We start from the raw sequence: 17,562 nt of genomic DNA on the forward strand, positions 1-17,562 counted from the left end.
ACGCTGCGAAAACGGTCGGGAAACGGTCTGCACACGGCAGCTCCCTACGGTCGGCTCATGAGTGTCGGAACCCGGGCCCACCAGCGGCAACCTGCCCAGGTTGGTGCCGGCGTCAACGGTGAAGGAGTAGCCATGGCCGTTGTTCATCCGTCCCGCAGCGATCTGCCGGACGTCCAGGTCGGCGGGACCACCGTGCCATCGCTGGTACTGCGGCATGCCGCCCGCCTCGGCGACAAGCCGGCCCTGATCGACGGCGCAACCGGCCGCACGATCAGCTACCGGCAACTCGCCAACGGTGTGGAGCGGGTCGCGGCCGGCCTGGTCGCCCGAGGCTTCGCCCCGGGTGATGTGCTGGCCCTCTACAGCCCCAATACGCCGGAGTTCGCCCTGGCCGCCTACGGGACGATGGCAGCCGGCGGGATCGTCACCGGCGCCAACCCGATGCTCACCGTCGAGGAGCTGGCCGGTCAGCTCGCCGACGCCGGGGCGCGGATGCTGGTCACCGTGCCGCCGTTCCTGGACCGCGCGGTGGCCGCCGCCGAGCGGGCGGGCGTCGAGGAGGTGCTGGTCTTCGGGGACGCGGTCGGCGCGACGTCGTTCCGTGAACTGATCGCCCACCACCACCCGCCGGCGACGCTCGCGGACGATCCCGATCGCGGACTCGCCGCCCTGCCGTACTCCAGCGGCACCACCGGCCTGCCCAAGGGAGTGGAGCTGACCCACTCGAGCGTGGTGACGAACGTTCGCCAGAGCCAGGCGGTGATGGGTTTCCGCGAGGACGACGTGGTGCTCGCCGCGGCGCCGTTCTTCCACGTCATGGGGTTCAACGTCGTGCTGCCGTGCAGTCTGGCGGCCGGCGCGACCGTCGTCACCCTGGCGCGCTTCGACCTCGAAGCCTTCCTTCGGACGATGGAGGAGTATCGGGTGACGCTCAGTATCGTGTCGCCGCCGATGGCGACCGCGCTGGCCGATCATCCACTGGTGGACGACCACGACCTGTCCTCGTTGCGGAGTCTGGGCGTGGGTGCGGCTCCCCTCGGTGCCGATGTGGAGCAGCGATGCGCCGAGCGGCTCGGGTGTGTGGTCAGCCAGGGCCTCGGCATGACGGAAGCCACCGCCATGGTCGCCGTAGGGCCACTCGACCAGCCGCGGCGCGGGTCGGTCGGTCGACTGGTGCCGAACACCGAGGCGCGCGTCGTCGATCCGAACGGCGGTGCCTACCTTGGTGCCGGGCGCGCCGGCGAGCTATGGATCCGCGGCCCGCAGGTCATGCGGGGCTACCGCGACCGTCCGGAGGCCACGGCCGCCACCATCGACGCCGACGGCTGGCTGCGCACCGGGGACCTGTGCTACTTCGACGAGGACGGTTACCTGTACGTGGTCGACCGGTTGAAAGAATTGATCAAGTACGAGGGGTACCAGGTGGCGCCGGCCGAGTTGGAACACCTGCTGCTCACCCACCCGGCGGTTGCGGACGTGGCCGTGGTACCCCGGCCCGACCCGGACGCCGGCGAAGTGCCGGTCGCGTACGTGGTGCTGCGGGGACCGGCGACAGCTGCGGAACTGCTGGCCTACGTGGCCGAGCGGGTCGCTCCCTACAAGCGGCTCCGCGCCGTCCGGTTCACCTCGTCAGTGCCGAGGGCGCCGTCCGGCAAGCTTTCCCGCCGGGTGCTGGTCGAGGCCGAGCGCACCGGATCGGAACGGGCGCGGACAGTGCAAGACTCCCCGCCCGCAGTCCGCGCGGACGGCGGACAGCGATGAACATCCTGGTGGCCGGAGCCGTCGGCCGTGGCCCGACCGAGCTGGCCGCCTTCGACGCCGCGCTGGTGGCGGCCGGTGTCGCCGACCGGAACCTGATCTACCTCAGCTCGGTGTTGCCGCCCGCCAGCTCCGTCGAGCAGGTCGACCGGATCGGCCGTACGCCGGGTAGCTGGGGCGACCGGCTGTACTGCGTAATGGCACGGGCGCGGACGGCGGTGCCGGACGCACAGGCCTGGGCCGGTCTCGGCTGGGTGCAGGACGACTGCGGGCGCGGACTGCTGGTAGAACACGACGCCGACGACGAGGTGAGCCTGCGAGGGCTGGTGACCACGTCCCTGGACGCGCTGTGCCGCAACCGCGGCACGAGCTTCCCGTCGCGTGGCATCGCGGTCGCCGGCGCCCGCTGCACCGGGCGACCGGTCTGCGCCTTGGTGGTCGCGGTGTTCCAGTCGATGGCCTGGGAGCCGGGCCGACGACCGGCCAGAGCGGCGGCACCGGTATGAACGACATCGGTGCGGCTCCGGTGGGCCGGCCGGCGGGCGGTGCCCCGACGACGCACCGCAAGCTCTGGAACTGGGTCTTCAGCCTCGTCGCCACCACGGCATCGGCCTACGCGCTGGAGGCGAGCGGGGTGGCGGCCGGCGCGTGCCTGGTCGCGTCCGGCCTGCTCAGCAGCCTCGACCACCGCGGGACGGTGGTGTTTCTGGTCGCCACCTACGCGGTCTGGGGGTTCGGCCTGCGGACCGGTGTGCGGGCGAACTGGACGCTCCTGGCGACGACGGGCACCAGCACCAATGTGTTGTCCAAGGCGTTGTACGACGTGCTCCGGCGCAGGGCGAGCGGCGTCCGCGCACCGCGCCTGGCGGCGGCCCTCGGGTACGCCGGTACCGAGGTCGCCAAGGAGGTGCCCTACTACGCGGGCGCCTTCGGGATCGCCGCCTTCAGCGACTCGATCACCTCGAACGAGGCACTCGTGTTCCTCGGCGGCGCCAACCTGGGCGCCGCCCTGTACGAGTACGGCCTCGCCCGCCTCACCCGAGCCTTCCTGACCTGGCGGCGCCGCCGGTACGCGTCATTCGACACGGACTGGATACCGGCGGAGTACCTCGCCGACTACTACCGCACCGTCGAACCGGACGAGATCGCCACCATCGCGTTCATCGTCGAGGCGATGGGACGCGCGGAACGTGGTCAGCCCGTGTTGTTCTTTGGGGTGGGGCCCACCCTGCATCACGTTTTCGCGGCCGCCGAGGTGGCCTCGGAGATCCACCTGGGCGACTACCTGCCGGCGAATCTCAACGAGATCCAGCGGTGGATCGACCGCGAACACGATGCTCACGACTGGCGCCCGTTCGTCCGCTACACCCTGCGGTGTGAGGGGGTCAGCTGCCCGACCGACGAGGACGTGGCGATCCGTGAGGATCTCGCCCGGGCGAAGATCACCGCGCTGATCCGGGTGGACGCCCGGCAGCCCCGCCCGATTGACCGCCGATACGCGACGGTGGTCAGCGCCTACTGCGCGGACTCCGCCACCGCCGACCGGGCGACCTGGCAGTTCTTCATGCGCAACATCACTGGCCTGGTCCGGCCCGGGGGTCTCTTCGTCACCGCGGCCCTGCGCCGCTGCCGCGGTTACACCGTCGGGGAGAAGACTTTTCCCAGTGCGGATGTCGACGAACACGACCTCCGGGCGGTGCTGCGACCCGAATTCGGGCCGCTGGACGGATCAATTGAGGTACGGCAGGTCGCCCGGGAGAACTCACACGGCTATTCGGCAATCGTCCTGTGCTCTGCCCGCAAGCGTCCCCGGCCACCCCACTTCCGCCGAGAATGCGGCGAGGGCAGCGGTCAGCGCCCGGAATTGTCACCGGAGGAGGTGTTGGATCTCCTCGGTGCTGGCGGTGGACCCGCCACTGTCGAGTTCGACGGGAACGACTGATCGCGCGTCATCGGCCTGCCGTGCCGAGTGCCTCCCACCACCTGACGATTGAGCAGGTCACGGGCGGGGTAGTGCCCGTCCTCGCGGAAGATCAAGCGGCGGCCGTCCCCGGTCCGCTGGGCGGAAGGGGTATCACCGGTGCGGACGTGGGGGCGCGACGCCGTCGCGCGGTTGCGGGGCGACGGGATGACCGTGGTCGAGCTGACCGCCGCCGCGGTGGTCGCCTGGATCGTGGCAGCGGTGGTGATCCGTCACCCGGACCCGTTCTACGCCCCGACCGCCGCGCTCGTCGTGCTCGGTGAGTCCCGGGGTCGACGGCTGCGGCAGACCGTCGAGATCCTGCTCGCCGTGGCCGCCGCCGTACTCGTCGCGGAGCTGCTGGTGTACGCGCTGGGCCCGGGCACCGGCACGGTCCTGCTGGTGCTGGTACTGACCACCACGACGCTCGTGGTGATCGGTGCCCGCCGTGCCCTGGTCGTGCAGGCCACCGTCTCGGCCATGTACCTGGTCGTGGTCGCCGCGCCGCACGGGACGCTGATGCCGTTCCGCTTCGTCGACGCGCTCATCGGCGGCGCGGTGGCGCTGGCCGCCAGCCAGCTGATGGCCGCCCGCGACCCGCTGGCGCCGCTGGTGGCGCAGGCCCGGCGCAGCTACACCGACCTGGCCGACCTGCTCGATGAGGTGAACGCGGCGCTGCAGGGCTGCGACGAGGATGCCGCCCGCACTGCGCTCGACCAGGCCCGGCAGGTGGACGACTGCGTCGCCCAGCTGCAGACCGCCGTGCTCGCCACCGGTGAGACGCTGCGGCTGGGGCTGCGCCGCCGGCACCTGGGCAAGCTCGCCGACGTGGAAGCGACGGTGCGGCAGCTCGATTACGCCGCCCGCAACATCCGGGTGTTGACCCGGGCCGGTGTGACCCTGACCCGCCGACACACCGCCACACCGCCAGAACTGGCCGCCGCGATCGGCGCGCTGACCGCCGCCGTACGGTCGGCCGGGGAGGCGCTGGCCAGCGACCTGAGCGGCGCCGACGCCGACCGGCATGCGCAGCGGGCCGACGCGGCGGCCCTGGAAGCGGTCCGCATCGCCGCGGGCCTGCTCCGGTCCGACCCGCCGCTGCCGGTCACCATGATCGTCGGACAGATCCGGTCGACCGCCATCGACCTGCTACGCGGCGTCGGCCACGACGACATGACGGTGCTGGACCGGGTGGACGAGGCGCTCGGCCTGCGCCGGGCGTGACGCCTGTCGTCCGGCCGGAGACAACGATCCGCGCCACGACGTGATGCGGCGTCACAGCGTCCGGCACCACCGCCCGGCGGCGACCGACGACGGCGTGGCGTTGCCCGACAAACAGGTTCTCGCTGTTCGCGAACGATCGTCCGGGTATGCGGCGGGACTACGATGACCCGGTGACGCCGGACAAGTGGGCCCAGTGGCTCCTGACCCGCCGGGACGGCGACAGCGCGGGCCTGCGCTTCCGTAACGCCCTGGATCTGGCCGCGTTCCGTGACGGCGTCCTTGAGGGAGCCGAGCTGGTGGCCGACGACGTGGTCCTCGACGTGGGCTGCGGGACGGGACTGGTCGCGTTCGGCGCGCTGGATCGGCTCGGCCCGGACGGCCGAGTCATCTTCAGCGATGTCTCACCGGATGTGCTCGACGAGTGCCGGCGCACCGCCGGTGGCGACGAGCGGTGCAGCTTTGTGGTCGCGCCGGCCGATGACCTCGCCGGAATCGCCGACGCCTCTGTCGACGTCGTGACCACTCGCTCGGTGCTCATCTACTCCGACCGCAAGGCCGCCGCCTTCGCGGAGTTCTTCCGGGTCCTGCGACCGGGCGGACGGATGTCCCTGTTCGAGCCCATCAACGGCTTCGCGGAGCGGCTCCGGCCCGATGATCTGTTCGGCTTGGGCAACTCGCCCGTCAACGACCTGATCGCCAAGGTCAGCGATGTCTACCGAAGCACCACCGCGGAAACCACCCGACCGATGATGGACTTCGACGAGCGTGACCTGGTCGACTGGGCAGTATCCGCCGGCTTCGAGGCGGTGGAGCTGAGCTACCGCGCCCAGGTCGACGTGCCCGCCGACCCGATCGGGGACTGGGAGGCACTCAAGCGAGTGGCACCCAACCCCCTGGTCCCCACGTACGGCGAAGCGATCGCCGCCGCCCTGACCGACGACGATCGCGAGCGTCTCGACACATACATGACCGCCCTGGCCGCGGCCGGTACGCCGACGCGGCGCACGATGGCCACGGTGTTCCTTCGCGCACGGCGTCCGCACGGGTCCCGCTGAGGACGTACCGCGCCGCCCCGCACTCACTGACCCGACGGACACACGTCTTGCGCTGGCCCGGTTGTCCTCAGCAGGAACACCGACTCGCCCCCCCCTTCAACCATCGCGAGCCCGAGCTGCAATCGCGCTGATCGCGACAGGCACGGAGGCCTCCAGCGGGCAGTCGTGGGCGGCGTCGTCCTGCACTGCGACCTCGACGGCGACACCCTCGTGGACGCGGCGACGAATCGCCATCCTCGCGCTACCTCTTCAGGCCGTGGCGAGCATCGGGTCGACGACGTCTGCCAGATCGCCGCTGTGCCGGGGCCAGGCTTGCGGGGACGGGTCGCTGCCAGTCGCGAATAGCTGCCCGGACGGGAAGATGTTGACGGGACCTACTGGACGCTGATTTGTTGGTCGCTGCTTTGGGTAGTCACGCGCATGTGTGCTGCCCAGGAGCGCCCGCCCGGTCCGCCCTCCGACGTTGACGATGTAGCGAGCCAGGTGCGCAAGGCGGCAGAGCGGGCTCGCCAGCGTGGTCGTCGGGAGTGGCGGGTGCGGCTGCGCCTGACGAACGTCATCCTGGTGATCACGGTGCAAGCAGCGCTGGCCGCGGCGTTGTCCTGGGTCATCGGGCACGACGTGTTGGGCATTCCTGCGCCGGTTTTCGCTCCGTCCGCGGCGATCGGAACGATCGTCGCCGCAATCGGTCAGCGGGTCCGACGAACCGCCCAGACGCTGATCGGGGTGGTAATCGGAATCCTCATCGGAGACGCTCTGCTCTATACCGTCGGTCCGGGACCGGTGCAGATCGGTCTGGCGGTGGGTATCGCGATCGCGATCGCGCTGTTCCTTTCCGGTGGCAGCGGCGCGATCGTGGCCCACGCGGGTGCTTCGGCTGTCGTGATCGTGACCCTGTCGCCGGTGGACCCCAACCTCGAGTGGCCCAGAATTCTGGATGCGTTCATCGGTGGGGCGGTGGGGCTGGTGGTGGTCACGCTCTTGTTTCCGGTCAACCCGATGCGCATTCTCGACCGGGCGGCCACGCCGATCGTCCAGCTGATCAGCGCGGAACTACGCACTATCGCGACCGCTCTGAATGAGCGTGACGCTGAGCAGGCGACCGCTGCCCTGCAGCGCCTGCGGGGCTCGGGACCCGATTTCGCACGATTGTCGCAGGCGCTCGACGGGGCGAAGGAGGTGGTGAGTCTGGCTCCGGCGAGATGGCTCCGGCGAAATGACGTGGAACAGTTCGCCCACTTCGCTGAGCATGGTCAACGGTTGGTTGGCGACGCACAGGATCTGGCGCGTACCTCGGCGACCGCGTTGCAGTACGACGAGGTGGTTCCGCGGGAGCTGACCAGCACACTCAGGCAACTCGCCGACGCCACCGAGCACCTTCGGGCTGAACGCGTCTCAGGACGTGATCCGCAGCGGGCGCGGGCGACAGCCCTTGAGGCCATGCGCAGCGCCCGCAAGGCCGGCGACGTTGCCACCGGCCGGTTCAGTCAGACCCTGGTCACCCAGATGCGGGTCGCGGCGAGTGACCTGCTCCGCGCCAGCGGTCTCGATCCGGAGACGGCCAACCGGCTGACACGGGAACGTTACGGCGAAAGCGCTTGAGATGGCAGAGGTGATGACGCCACTGACGGCGCAGGTGGCTGTGTCCTGCTGAAAACTACCGTTACCTGCACGACACCCCATGGGCTGCCGCGCGGCGTGGTTGAACGGGACGCTGGTCCGTAAAGGGGTAGGCGGGACTGGCGACCCGCCTCCTTACCTTCTCTCGTCGTCCTCCTCGCCGGGGTGGCGCCATTGCGGCGGGGCCTCGTCTCCGCGTTGGGAATCCAGCGGGTTCTCGTCGGCTTCCGTGGTCCGCTCGAAGCTCGGGCGGCGCGTCTGCTCCGGTTCGGGTACCTCGACGGGGCGGGCACCGGACTGCGGAATCTCCTGGTATCTGGTCGCGGCCTCGGCGCCGTGGACACCCTCGGCGCCGGGTGTCTCCGGCACATGCCGTTCGCGGTGCAGTTGGTCGCGGAGTTTCTGCGGCGGCTTGGCGGCACGCTGCGGCAGGTCACGGCCGAGGTCGGCGACCAGGCGGCCGTATTTGGCGTCGAAGGCAGGGCGTTCTGAGCGGATGCGTGGGATGCGGTCGAAGTTGCGCAGCGGGGGCGGGCAGGTGGTGGCCCATTCCAGGGAGTTCCCGTACCCCCAGGGGTCGTCGACGGAGACGGCGACGCCGAAGCGCCAGGACTTCCAGACGTTGTAGATGAAGAACAGGGTGGACGTACCGAGCACGAACGACCCGATGGTGGAGATGGTGTGCAGGGTGGTGAACCCGTCCTGCGGTAGGTAGTCGGCGTAGCGGCGGGGCATGCCGCGGTTGCCCAGCCAGTGGTGGACCAGGAAGGTGGTGTGGAAACCGACGAACATGGTCCAGAAGTGGACCTTGCCGATTCGTTCGTCGAGCAGCCGCCCGGTCATCTTCGGGAACCAGAAGTACACGCCGGAGAACGCGGCGAAGACGATGGTGCCGAAGAGGACGTAGTGGAAGTGCCCAACGACGAAGTAGCTGTCGTGGACGTGGAAGTCGACCGGTGGGCTGGCCAGCAGCACGCCGGTCAGGCCGCCGAAGAGGAACGTGACGAGGAACCCGGTGGCGAACAGCATCGGGGTCTCGAACGTCAGTTGACCCTTCCACATGGTGCCGATCCAGTTGAAGAACTTCACTCCGGTGGGCACGGCGATGATGAAGGTCGTCGCGGAGAAGAAGGGCAGGAGGACCTGGCCGGTGGCGAACATGTGGTGCGCCCACACGTTCAGGGAGTAGATGAAGATCGCCCACAGTGCCAGGACCATGCCCTTGTAGCCGAACAGTGGTTTTCGCGAGAAGACCGGCAGCACCTCGCTGATGATGCCGAAGAACGGCAGCGCCACGATGTAGACCTCGGGATGGCCGAAGTACCAGAACAGGTGCTGGTAGAGCAGCGGACCGCCGTTGCCCGCGTCGTAGACGTGGCTGTCGAGCACGCGGTCGGACAGCAGGGCGAGGAGCGTCGCCGACAGCAGCGGAAACACCACGATCGCCATCAACGCGGTGATGAACATGGCCCAGGTGAACAGCGGCATTCGCCACATCGTCATCCCCGGGGCGCGCAGGGTCAGGGTGGTGGTGATCAGGTTGACCGACCCGAGGATGGTGCCGACCCCCGAGAGCACCAGCCCGATGACCCAGAGGTTGCCGCCCACCCCTGGTGTGTGTTCCACCTGGCTCAGCGGCGGGTAGGCCGTCCATCCGAAGTCCGCGGCACCTGCTGGGGTGATGAAGGAGCCCAGCACCATCAGCCCGCCGAACAGGTACAGCCAGTAGGCCAACGCGTTCAGCCTGGGGAAGGCGACGTCGGGTGCGCCGATCTGCAGGGGCACGAGATAGTTGCCGAACGCGAAGGCGAGGGGGGTGGCGAACAGGAACATCATGATCGTGCCGTGCGAGGTGAACAGCTGGTTGTACTGCTCCTGTGAGAGGAATTGCAGCCCCGGGCGGGCCAGTTCGCCGCGCATGAGCAGCGCCTCGATGCCCGCGGCGATGAAGAAGAAGAACGACGAGATCAGGTAGAGCAGGCCGATCTGCTTGGCGTCGGTGGTGGCAAGCAGCCTGAGCAGGGCATTACCGGGCACTGCTCGACGTAGCGGCCCGGGGTAGCCACCGGACCTCGCCGGGGCCAGGATCGCCGGGTGACGACTCTGACCAGGCCCAGTACTCGCCGGCTTTGGCATGACTCACTCCCAGACCTGGGTCGGTAAGACGCTCAACGATCGTAAGCGGCCGAGTCACAACGAAAGGTGCTTCTCCGGCAAATCCGGCGGACGATACTGAGCGCGCGGTCAGGAGCACCTCGTCCGGGGGTGCCGCTCAGCTGCCGCGGTGGCGTCAACGGGTGACGCGACGGCGGGGTGACGTGGCGACGTCACGACGGCAGATTTCCGAGGGGCTGAGTGCCCATCCTGTGGGGTCCGTGAGCACGACGGCGCTCGAAAACCATGCGCACAGCAGGGCCAATCGCTCGCAGGGACCCGGCGGTCGGGCCGGGTCTGCGTTCGCCGCGCGTAGCCGAGCCCCGGAATCTGCGGACCGCGAGATCGGCGCCGCGAATCGTAGGGCGTGGTCCGTAAGGCTGAGTGAACGGTCAGGGCGCGCTTGTTGCGCTCAGTGATTGGACAGTCAGTTGCGGCCTGACGCTGAGTGGCCGGTTAGTAATGCCGTTCGAGGGGAAGGTGGCGGTCGACCACGCGTACCGGTGACCGATCGGAGAACTCATGGCCGTGAACCAGGCAGCGGCGCTCACCCGCGATCGACCCCTGCGCATCGCGATGGTCGTTCCACCCTGGCTGCCCGTGCCACCACCGGGCTATGGCGGGGTCGAGCAGGTCGTCGCCGGCCTGGTGGACGCCCTCGTGCTACACGGTCACGAGGTGACCCTGTTCGGCGTAGGCGACCAGCACGGCACCGTGGCCCGCAGCTTCGTCTCCACCGCACCCGACGTGCAATTCGAGCGACTCGGCGAGTCGCTGCCTGAGCTGGCCCATCTGGCCCGGGTGAAGCACCTGATCAAGGCGGCGGACTTCGACCTGGTCCACGACCACACCCTTATCGGTCCGCTGGTCGCCGGGCGCCGCGCCGTACCGACGGTGGCGACCGTGCACGGCAACCCGGTGGGCGAGCACGGCGACGTGCTCAGCGACACCGACCGAGGGGTCGGCCTGGTCGCCATCTCGCACAGCCAGCGTCGACTGAATCCGGGGCTGCCGTGGGCCGGCACGGTGCACAATGCGTTGGACCCCCGAAGCATCCCGTACAAGAGCGCACCCGGCGTAGGGCCGGTGCTGTGGCTGGCTCGGTTCAGTCCTGACAAGGGCCCGGACGTGGCGATCCGTGCGTGTCGGGCCGCCGGGTTGCCGCTGCTGCTCGCGGGCAAGTGCAACGAGCCGTCCGAGCGCCAGTACTACGACGAGGTGGTCAAGCCGATGCTCGGCGAGGACGTCACCGTGGTTTTCAACGCCGACCGGGAGGCCACCCTGCGAATGCTGGTGGAAGCCCGGTGCCTGATCATGCCCATTCGGTGGGAGGAGCCGTTCGGCATGGTCATGGTGGAGGCGATGGCAACCGGAACGCCGGTGGTCGCGCTCGCCCGAGGCGCGGCGCCGGAGTTGGTCCGCCCCGGGGTCACCGGGCTGGTCTGCGAGCGATCCGAGGAGCTACCGGACGCTCTGCGCGCCGTGAAGCGGCTCGACCCAGCGGACTGCGTGGCGCACGTGGCGGAGAACTTCTCGACCTCCCGGATGGCATACGGCTATGAGGCGGTCTACCGACGGTTCCTCGCCGAGGCCAGTGCCGGATCAGACGTAAGCGAGCCGGTCGGCTGACCCCGTCTGGAGCCTCCGGGGGACGGATACAAGAGCATCGAAGTACCCGGCGCGGGTCGCTGCTCGGTCACGTCGAACGTCACTCGACGCATCCTTTCGGCGCGGCGGGCGAGGGTGTGTATCGCGCGATGCGGTGGCAATGGGCGCGGCGTTGGCGGTGGTGACCACGGGATGCGGCTCGGTGACTGCTCGAGCCGGCTCGGCCTCTCGCACAACGGAAGTGAACAGGTCGTTGAACTCCGACAGCCGCAGCGGCCGATCGGCTGTGGGCAGGAGGCGCAGCAACCGGTAGCCATGCGGCCTGTCGACAAACTCGACGATTTGAAAGCTGGACGCCCGGTCAGCCGGTCGTCGTGATGGCTGACCGGAGGCGGTTGAGCGCCTCCGCGCGCACACCGGCCAGAACCGGCTCGTCGGTCAGCACGGCGGGCCGCACGGGGACCTCGCGCGGCATCCGTGTTGTCGCCGAGCGGATGCTGCCAATCAGGGTCGGGCCCCACGAACCGCCAACAACGATCTCCTGCGGGTCGGCAAGCGCGACCACGGCGGCGACGACACCGGCAACGGCCTGGCCGATGAGCTCCCGCGTCGCGGGGTCGCTGTCGAGGAGCCGCTCGACGTCGATCGCGGTCGAGCCGTCGCGGCGCAGACCCAGCTCGTCGAAAACCTCGATCAAGCGGACCGCGCGACCACCCGGCCCGACGGTCAGCAGGTGGGCGATCTCACCGGTCAGGCCGGTATGCCCGCGGCGGACCTCGCCGTCGCTGACGATCGCACAGCCCAGCCCTTCACCCAAGAAGAGGTAAGCGAAGTCGCGGGCGGTGTTCCGCTCGGCCAGCGCCGCCCAGTTCACGTCGTTGTCGACGACGACCGGGCCGCCCGCGCGCGGCGCGAGGACGGCGACCGGGTCGAGGTCACCGACCAGGAAAGGTGAATCGGGCAGCTGCACCAGGCGGCCGGTGGCGCGATCTACCGGGTCAGCCGCGCTGACGACGGCCAGCCGAGCCGGCCGGCCGGCTGCGGCGAGAACCTCGGCGGCCGCGGCGGCCAGCGCATCGGCAGCCTGGCTCGGGCGGGCCGGCCGGTCGATCGGTCGGACCGCGCGCGACACGGTGTCGCCGTAGACGTCCAGGCACTCCGCCACGACACCCTCCGGGGCGATGACGACCGCCAGCGCCACGCCCACCGCCGGCGCGAGGGCGTAGTACGAGCCCACCCGACCGCGACCGCGACCACCCGGGGTGCGCTCACCTGTGTCGGCCACCAGCCCGCGTTCGGTCAGCCGGCGCACGCTCTCTCCCGCTGTCGGCTTGGAGATGCCGATCTCGACGGCAAGCTCGGCGCGAGTAAGTCGACGGTGCTGCATCAACGCGCGAAGCACGTGCTCGTCGGTGAGCGACCGGACGATCTCCTGCGACGGCAAGGTGGGCTCCACGCCAACATTCTAGTCAGGGCTATTGCCTAGAAGAGTTTCGACCCAGTAAAGTCTTTCAAGTAACGGGGGCTAACTAGAAGGAGACGCCGTGTCGACCAGCACCACACTGCCGCACTGGGAGCAGACCCCCACCGACCTCAAAGCGGCCACCCGGGAGATCAAGGCCGCGCTGCGCGCCCAGATCGAGGCCTCCGGGCGTACGGTCGACGAGGTTTTCGCCGTCGTCGAACAGCGGGTCCAGGCCGCCATCGATGACATCAACACTGCCCGCCGTCGCGGCGAGAGCGTCTGGCCGGTCATCGACTACGCCGACATCGCGAACGGCACCGTCACCGCCGAGCAACTCGACCTGCTGCGCCGCCGGGGCTGCCTGGTCGTGCGCGGCCACTTCGACCGCGACCAGGCCCTCGCGTGGGACCGGGACATCGTCGACTACGTCGAGAGCAACAACTTCTTCGAGAACTACCGCGGCCCCGGCGACGACTTCTTCGGCAGCGTCGGCTCCAAGCCCGAGATCTACCCGATCTACTGGTCGCCCGCGCAGATGCAGGCCCGCCAGAGCGACCGGATGGCGGCCGTCCAGGCCTTCCTCAACAGCCAGTGGAAGTCGGAGTCTGACGGCGTGCAGTGGTTCGACCCGAACAGGGATTCGCTCTACCCCGACCGCATCCGCCGCCGCCCCGAGGGCGCCGACTCCGCCGGCCTGGGCACCCACCTCGACCCCGGCACCCTGGACCTGTGGATGACCAGCGCCTACCAGCAGGCGTTCCGGCACCTGTTCGACGGCAGCGTCGAACAGTACGACCCGTGGGACGCCGCGCACCGCACCGACGGCCCGCAGTACCCCGGCACCACCATGTGCTCGGCATTCCGCACCTTCCAGGGCTGGACCGCCCTGTCTGACATGGCCCACGACCAGGGTGTGCTGCACACCGTGCCGATTCCCGAGGCTATGGCGTACCTGATGCTGCGCCCGCTGCTGTCCGACGTCCCCGACGACGACATGTGTGGCGTTACCGTCAACCAGGTCTTCCCGGCTGGCCACAAGTGGCACGCCCCGCTCATGGAGGCACTGGCCGGCATCCCCGACGTGCAGGCCGGTGACTCGGTCTGGTGGCACGCCGACATGATCCACAGTGTCGCGCCGGTCGAGTCGCAGAAGGGCTGGGGCAACGTCATGTACATCCCCGCCGCACCGTGGTGCCCCCGCAACGAGAAGTACGCCGCCAACGTCCGCGAGGCGTTCCTCAGCGGATCGAGCCCTTCGGACTTCCCCGCCGAGGACTACGAGCGCGAATGGCCCAACCGCTTCCAGCCCGAAGACCTCAACGAAACCGGCCGCCGCGGCCTCGGAATCGCCTAGACATCCACGAACGCTGCACGCCTCTTTCCGGCCTCTGCCTTACCGAGACACAACGACTGAGCGGATACGCGCCCTGGCGGCCGGCCTGCTCACCCAGATCCACCCCGCCCTGGAACGAGTCCTCGGCCCGAAAGCGCAGCACAAAGCTGTGCTGGAGCTGCTGTCGCGCTGCGGCGGACCGATTGGACTGCGCAAGGCCGGCCGCCGCAAACTGCTCTCGATCGCCGCCGTTCACGCACCCCGCATGGGCGAACGGCTCGTCGAGCAGATCATGACCGCCCTCGACGAGCAGAGCGTCACCGTCCCCGGCACGACAGCGGCGGAAACGATCCTGCCCCGCCTCGCCGACAGCCTCCGCGATGTCCTGCGACAACGCGACCAGGTCGTCAATCAGGTCGAGAGGATGCTTGATGCGCACCCTCTTGCCGGGTCCTGACCTCGATGCCCGGCATCGGCGTCAGGACCGCCGCCCGGATCCTGCTCGACGTCGGCGACGGCAGCAGCTTCGCCACCCCCGGCCACCTCGCCGCCTACGCCGGCCTCGCGCCAGTGACCCGATCCGGAAGCAGCATCCGCAGCGAACACCCACCCCGCGGCGGCAACAAAGCCCTCAAACGCGCGTTCTTCCTCGCCGCGTTCGCATCCCTCGCCGACCCTGTCAGCCGGGCCTACTACGACCGCAAACGCGCCGCAGGCAAACGCCCCAACGCCGCCCTCATCTGCCTCGCCCGCCGCCGCTGCGACGTCCTGTTCGCCATGCTCCGCGACAAAATCCCCTACCAGCCCTGGCCGCTGCCGGCACTAGCATCAGCGGCGTGAAGGACCTGGACCTCGACGACTTCGCTGCCATCGTGCACGCCCGCGCCAACCAATGGAACAACGCAGGCGTGCAATGGGAACTGCATCGCGGACCCACCCGCGACAAGTCAGCGGCCTGGATCGTCTGCACCACCACCGACCGCGAGGCACAACTGACCATCTGGACCAGCGGCGAAGCCGAACTCGACCTCGCCCACATCTCCACAGGCGCCGTCCTCAGCACCCACTACGAAATGTCCACCATCGCCGACCTCACCGCCTGCCTCGACGACCTCACCTACCGTTTGACGTCGACACCCTCCGGGACTTGACCAAACCCATAGGGACACCCCCCGACTCAGCCGTCGGGCGCCTGGCACCGCCAAACAGCCCTCTACCACCTGCCCGGCGCGATCGAGATCCAGGACGAAATCTGCGATGAACTCGACCAGGCCCATCACCAGCGTTGAGGCCTTCACGAGCACATCGGCGAGGCCCAGGGATGCCACTTTAATCGTCGTTCGTCGATGACGGTCGGCCGTGCGACGACGAGACCGGCAGCCCGACACGCCGCGCTGCACTAGGCCTGTTGGGAGCAGCGATGGGTGACCACTTCGGTATCCACTGGGAAGTCACACCGCACCCATCGACCGCATCACCGCAGGTAGAAGCCCTCATCTCTGTCCGGCGTCGGTGAGTACTTCGGGCTCGGTGACCTCTTCGCTAACCTGCACCCAATCTGCCCCCAGTTGCAAGGCCGGGCCAACCAACGACTCCACACCGCGTTGATCTGCGCACACACCCCGCCAAGGGACATAGAGCATCGTCGACTGCTGCGCGGAACTGTGGAGTACTCCGCGGTGAAACAGGACGCCGCACCGACTCTGACCTGGAGAGATGGAAAACCGCAGGCCGGGCGAGTGCAGTTGCGGGCCGTCGGGTGCAGTTCGGTGCAGTTGAAGGCCGTTCAGTGCACCCTGTTGCTCCCCACCTGCTCCCCCGATCCCAGCTCGTGACTACGCTGCGGCCGCTGACCGGCGGTAGATAGTCCCGCAGGTCGTTCTTGGCCCGATGGCGGACGCTGGCCCGAGGTACGGCCATCGGAGCAGCCACCTCCTCGCCGCTACGGACATGGGTGACGGCCGGGCCTACCAGAATGGGGAGCAGGAACAACCCCCGGACGTAAACGGACTTCCCACCAGGGCTTGGACGCACTAGCCTCGCAGGCCGGCCTGCCCCACGTGCGGCGCCGTACCGCACGTCACTGACCCAGGGATGGCAGCACCGTTCGAGCCGGGCCAGGCTCCGGGGAGCCCGCTCATCGTGAGCGGGCTCCCAAAACGGCTCAACCGAGGCCCAACAGCTCAGCTGCAGAGGCGCGGATCGCGGCAGATGAGTGCGCAGGTGGCGACTCGGCGATGAGCCCGATAGCCCCTGTCGAGGTACCGGCAGATCCCGTATGCCGCTTGGTGGACCGATCCCGGCCGTCTGGTCAGGCAGGTGGGTCGTCCCGGTAGAGATCCGATTTCACATCTCGGCCGCTCCAGCGAGTGGCCGTAAGCTCCGGCCGCTGCCGGACGGGTTTGGGCACCCAGCCGTATCGTCTGGTGTCGGGCGCTTCGTTGTCCCAGTCAGCGATCAACGCGAACGGGTCTGGGATGATGCCCGCCTTATCGTCGCACGTCGTCAGGACGACCATAGATGGATAAAAGCGCGTCTCCTGGGCCACATCGCAGTCGTCGGTCCGAGAAGCGACCAAGGCGCAGCACTTCTCGCAGGCTACGCAAGGGTTCCATGCCACGAGAGACCAGCAGCCGACCTGAACGAGGTCGTGGACGAATCGTGTGCCACGGACGTCGCCGGGCGAGAGCACGAACGTGTTGACGACCTGATCACGGCCGTAGACGGCCGCGTCGATCGCATAGGTGCCGGGTTGGAGCCGCGGAGGGTTCACATGGTGGTGGTCCAGCAGCGACCAGTGCGGTCCGGCGGGCAGCTCGACCAGCCGCAGCGGAACGCTCAACTCGTTCCCGCACGACGCGCACTGAAGGCTTTCCACTCCTGGAGTGTGTCATTTCAAGCCGAGCGTACGCATCCGCAAAGGGGCCATGCGGGCCACCGCTGCCGCGACCTCGGACAGATCGTCGGCCGCCACGGCCCCGGTCACCCGATGCCGCTGCCACATGCTGCAAATCGGCACGACCTCCGACAGCTGCCGGGGGTGACGGACGCTCCGCACCAGCGCGCACGGTCGGCGGCTAGATGAGGGCCCGCTACCTCGGCGATGCGAGAGGGTCTCCGGCATTCAGAGGGCGGCGATTGAGCTGGGAGCTCGTTCTTGCCGAGCCAGTGCGCGTATCACGTCCAGGGAACCGTGTCGCCAGGCGGCGAGGCTACCGACTCTGGCCTGCGGAAACGAGGAGCCGCAGGCTGGGGTGGGTGCAGTTGCGCGTCGTTCGATGCCGTTGGACGCAGTTCAAGGCCGTTCAGGGCACCCCGTTGCTCCCCACCTGCTCCCCCAAACCGGTTCCATACCGCCAAAGAACCTCGGAGTGTTTACCCCAGG

At 68.9% G+C, this 17,562-nt stretch carries 12 protein-coding genes and 1 pseudogene; 10 read left to right on the forward strand and 3 right to left on the reverse strand.

Annotation, left to right across the window (positions count from 1 at the left end; all coding sequences use genetic code 11):
• The first annotated feature begins 132 nt into the window (after positions 1-132).
• The 6 genes from ACGGAQ_RS28895 (at position 133) to ACGGAQ_RS28920 (ending at position 7,599) form a co-directional block, all read left to right on the forward strand.
• Complete coding sequence (locus tag ACGGAQ_RS28895; RefSeq protein WP_393054605.1) at positions 133-1,761, forward strand: AMP-binding protein; 1,629 nt, start codon at positions 133-135, stop codon at positions 1,759-1,761.
• The gene (locus ACGGAQ_RS28900) at positions 1,758-2,264 is read left to right on the forward strand and encodes a pyruvoyl-dependent arginine decarboxylase (RefSeq protein ID WP_393054607.1); all 507 of its coding nucleotides are present in this window, start codon (positions 1,758-1,760) and stop codon (positions 2,262-2,264) included. The genes ACGGAQ_RS28895 and ACGGAQ_RS28900 overlap by 4 nt, the downstream gene beginning before the upstream one ends.
• On the forward strand, positions 2,261-3,700 hold the full coding sequence (gntF, locus tag ACGGAQ_RS28905; RefSeq protein ID WP_393054609.1) for a guanitoxin biosynthesis pre-guanitoxin forming N-methyltransferase GntF: 1,440 nt from the start codon (positions 2,261-2,263) through the stop codon (positions 3,698-3,700). The genes ACGGAQ_RS28900 and gntF overlap by 4 nt, the downstream gene beginning before the upstream one ends.
• Before the next feature lie 138 nt (positions 3,701-3,838).
• Positions 3,839-4,942, forward strand: a complete 1,104-nt coding sequence (locus tag ACGGAQ_RS28910; RefSeq protein ID WP_393054611.1) for an FUSC family protein — start codon at positions 3,839-3,841, stop codon at positions 4,940-4,942.
• A 170-nt stretch (positions 4,943-5,112) separates the two neighbouring features.
• Positions 5,113-5,997: a class I SAM-dependent methyltransferase gene (locus ACGGAQ_RS28915; protein ID WP_393054613.1), complete on the forward strand. Its 885-nt coding sequence runs from the start codon at positions 5,113-5,115 to the stop codon at positions 5,995-5,997.
• Between the two features lie 534 nt (positions 5,998-6,531).
• Positions 6,532-7,599, forward strand: coding sequence for an aromatic acid exporter family protein (locus ACGGAQ_RS28920; RefSeq protein WP_393054615.1), 1,068 nt, complete (start codon positions 6,532-6,534; stop codon positions 7,597-7,599).
• Between the two features lie 153 nt (positions 7,600-7,752).
• Here ACGGAQ_RS28920 and ctaD read toward each other — a convergent pair whose 3' ends face one another.
• The gene (gene ctaD, locus ACGGAQ_RS28925) at positions 7,753-9,753 is read right to left on the reverse strand and encodes a cytochrome c oxidase subunit I (protein ID WP_393054617.1); all 2,001 of its coding nucleotides are present in this window, start codon (positions 9,751-9,753) and stop codon (positions 7,753-7,755) included.
• A gap of 540 nt (positions 9,754-10,293) precedes the next feature.
• Between ctaD and ACGGAQ_RS28930 the strand changes: the two genes are divergently transcribed.
• A complete protein-coding gene (locus tag ACGGAQ_RS28930; protein WP_393054619.1) occupies positions 10,294-11,400 on the forward strand; it encodes a glycosyltransferase family 4 protein in 1,107 nt (368 codons plus the stop codon).
• A gap of 340 nt (positions 11,401-11,740) precedes the next feature.
• On the opposite strand, the gene ACGGAQ_RS28935 is transcribed toward ACGGAQ_RS28930, so the two are convergent.
• Positions 11,741-12,835: an ROK family transcriptional regulator gene (locus ACGGAQ_RS28935; RefSeq protein ID WP_393054621.1), complete on the reverse strand. Its 1,095-nt coding sequence runs from the start codon at positions 12,833-12,835 to the stop codon at positions 11,741-11,743.
• A gap of 88 nt (positions 12,836-12,923) precedes the next feature.
• Here ACGGAQ_RS28935 and ACGGAQ_RS28940 point away from each other — a divergent pair, with 88 nt between their 5' ends.
• The 3 genes and pseudogenes from ACGGAQ_RS28940 to ACGGAQ_RS28950 all read left to right on the forward strand — a co-directional run bounded on the left by ACGGAQ_RS28940 (position 12,924) and on the right by ACGGAQ_RS28950 (position 15,328).
• The gene (locus tag ACGGAQ_RS28940; protein ID WP_393054623.1) at positions 12,924-14,198 is read left to right on the forward strand and encodes a DUF1479 domain-containing protein; all 1,275 of its coding nucleotides are present in this window, start codon (positions 12,924-12,926) and stop codon (positions 14,196-14,198) included.
• 61 nt (positions 14,199-14,259) lie between these two features.
• A pseudogene (locus ACGGAQ_RS28945) lies at positions 14,260-15,017 on the forward strand (transposase); the annotation flags it as partial.
• Positions 15,014-15,328, forward strand: a complete 315-nt coding sequence (locus tag ACGGAQ_RS28950; RefSeq protein ID WP_393054625.1) for a hypothetical protein — start codon at positions 15,014-15,016, stop codon at positions 15,326-15,328. The pseudogene ACGGAQ_RS28945 and the gene ACGGAQ_RS28950, both read left to right, overlap by 4 nt.
• Positions 15,329-16,488: 1,160 nt before the next feature.
• Here ACGGAQ_RS28950 and ACGGAQ_RS28955 read toward each other — a convergent pair.
• Entirely contained in the window at positions 16,489-17,055 is a 567-nt protein-coding gene (locus tag ACGGAQ_RS28955; protein WP_393054627.1) for a hypothetical protein, read from the reverse strand.
• Positions 17,056-17,562 lie beyond the last annotated feature (507 nt).

It is taken from the genome of Micromonospora sp. NPDC047557 (assembly GCF_043205095.1).
GTDB lineage: Bacteria > Actinomycetota > Actinomycetes > Mycobacteriales > Micromonosporaceae > Micromonospora.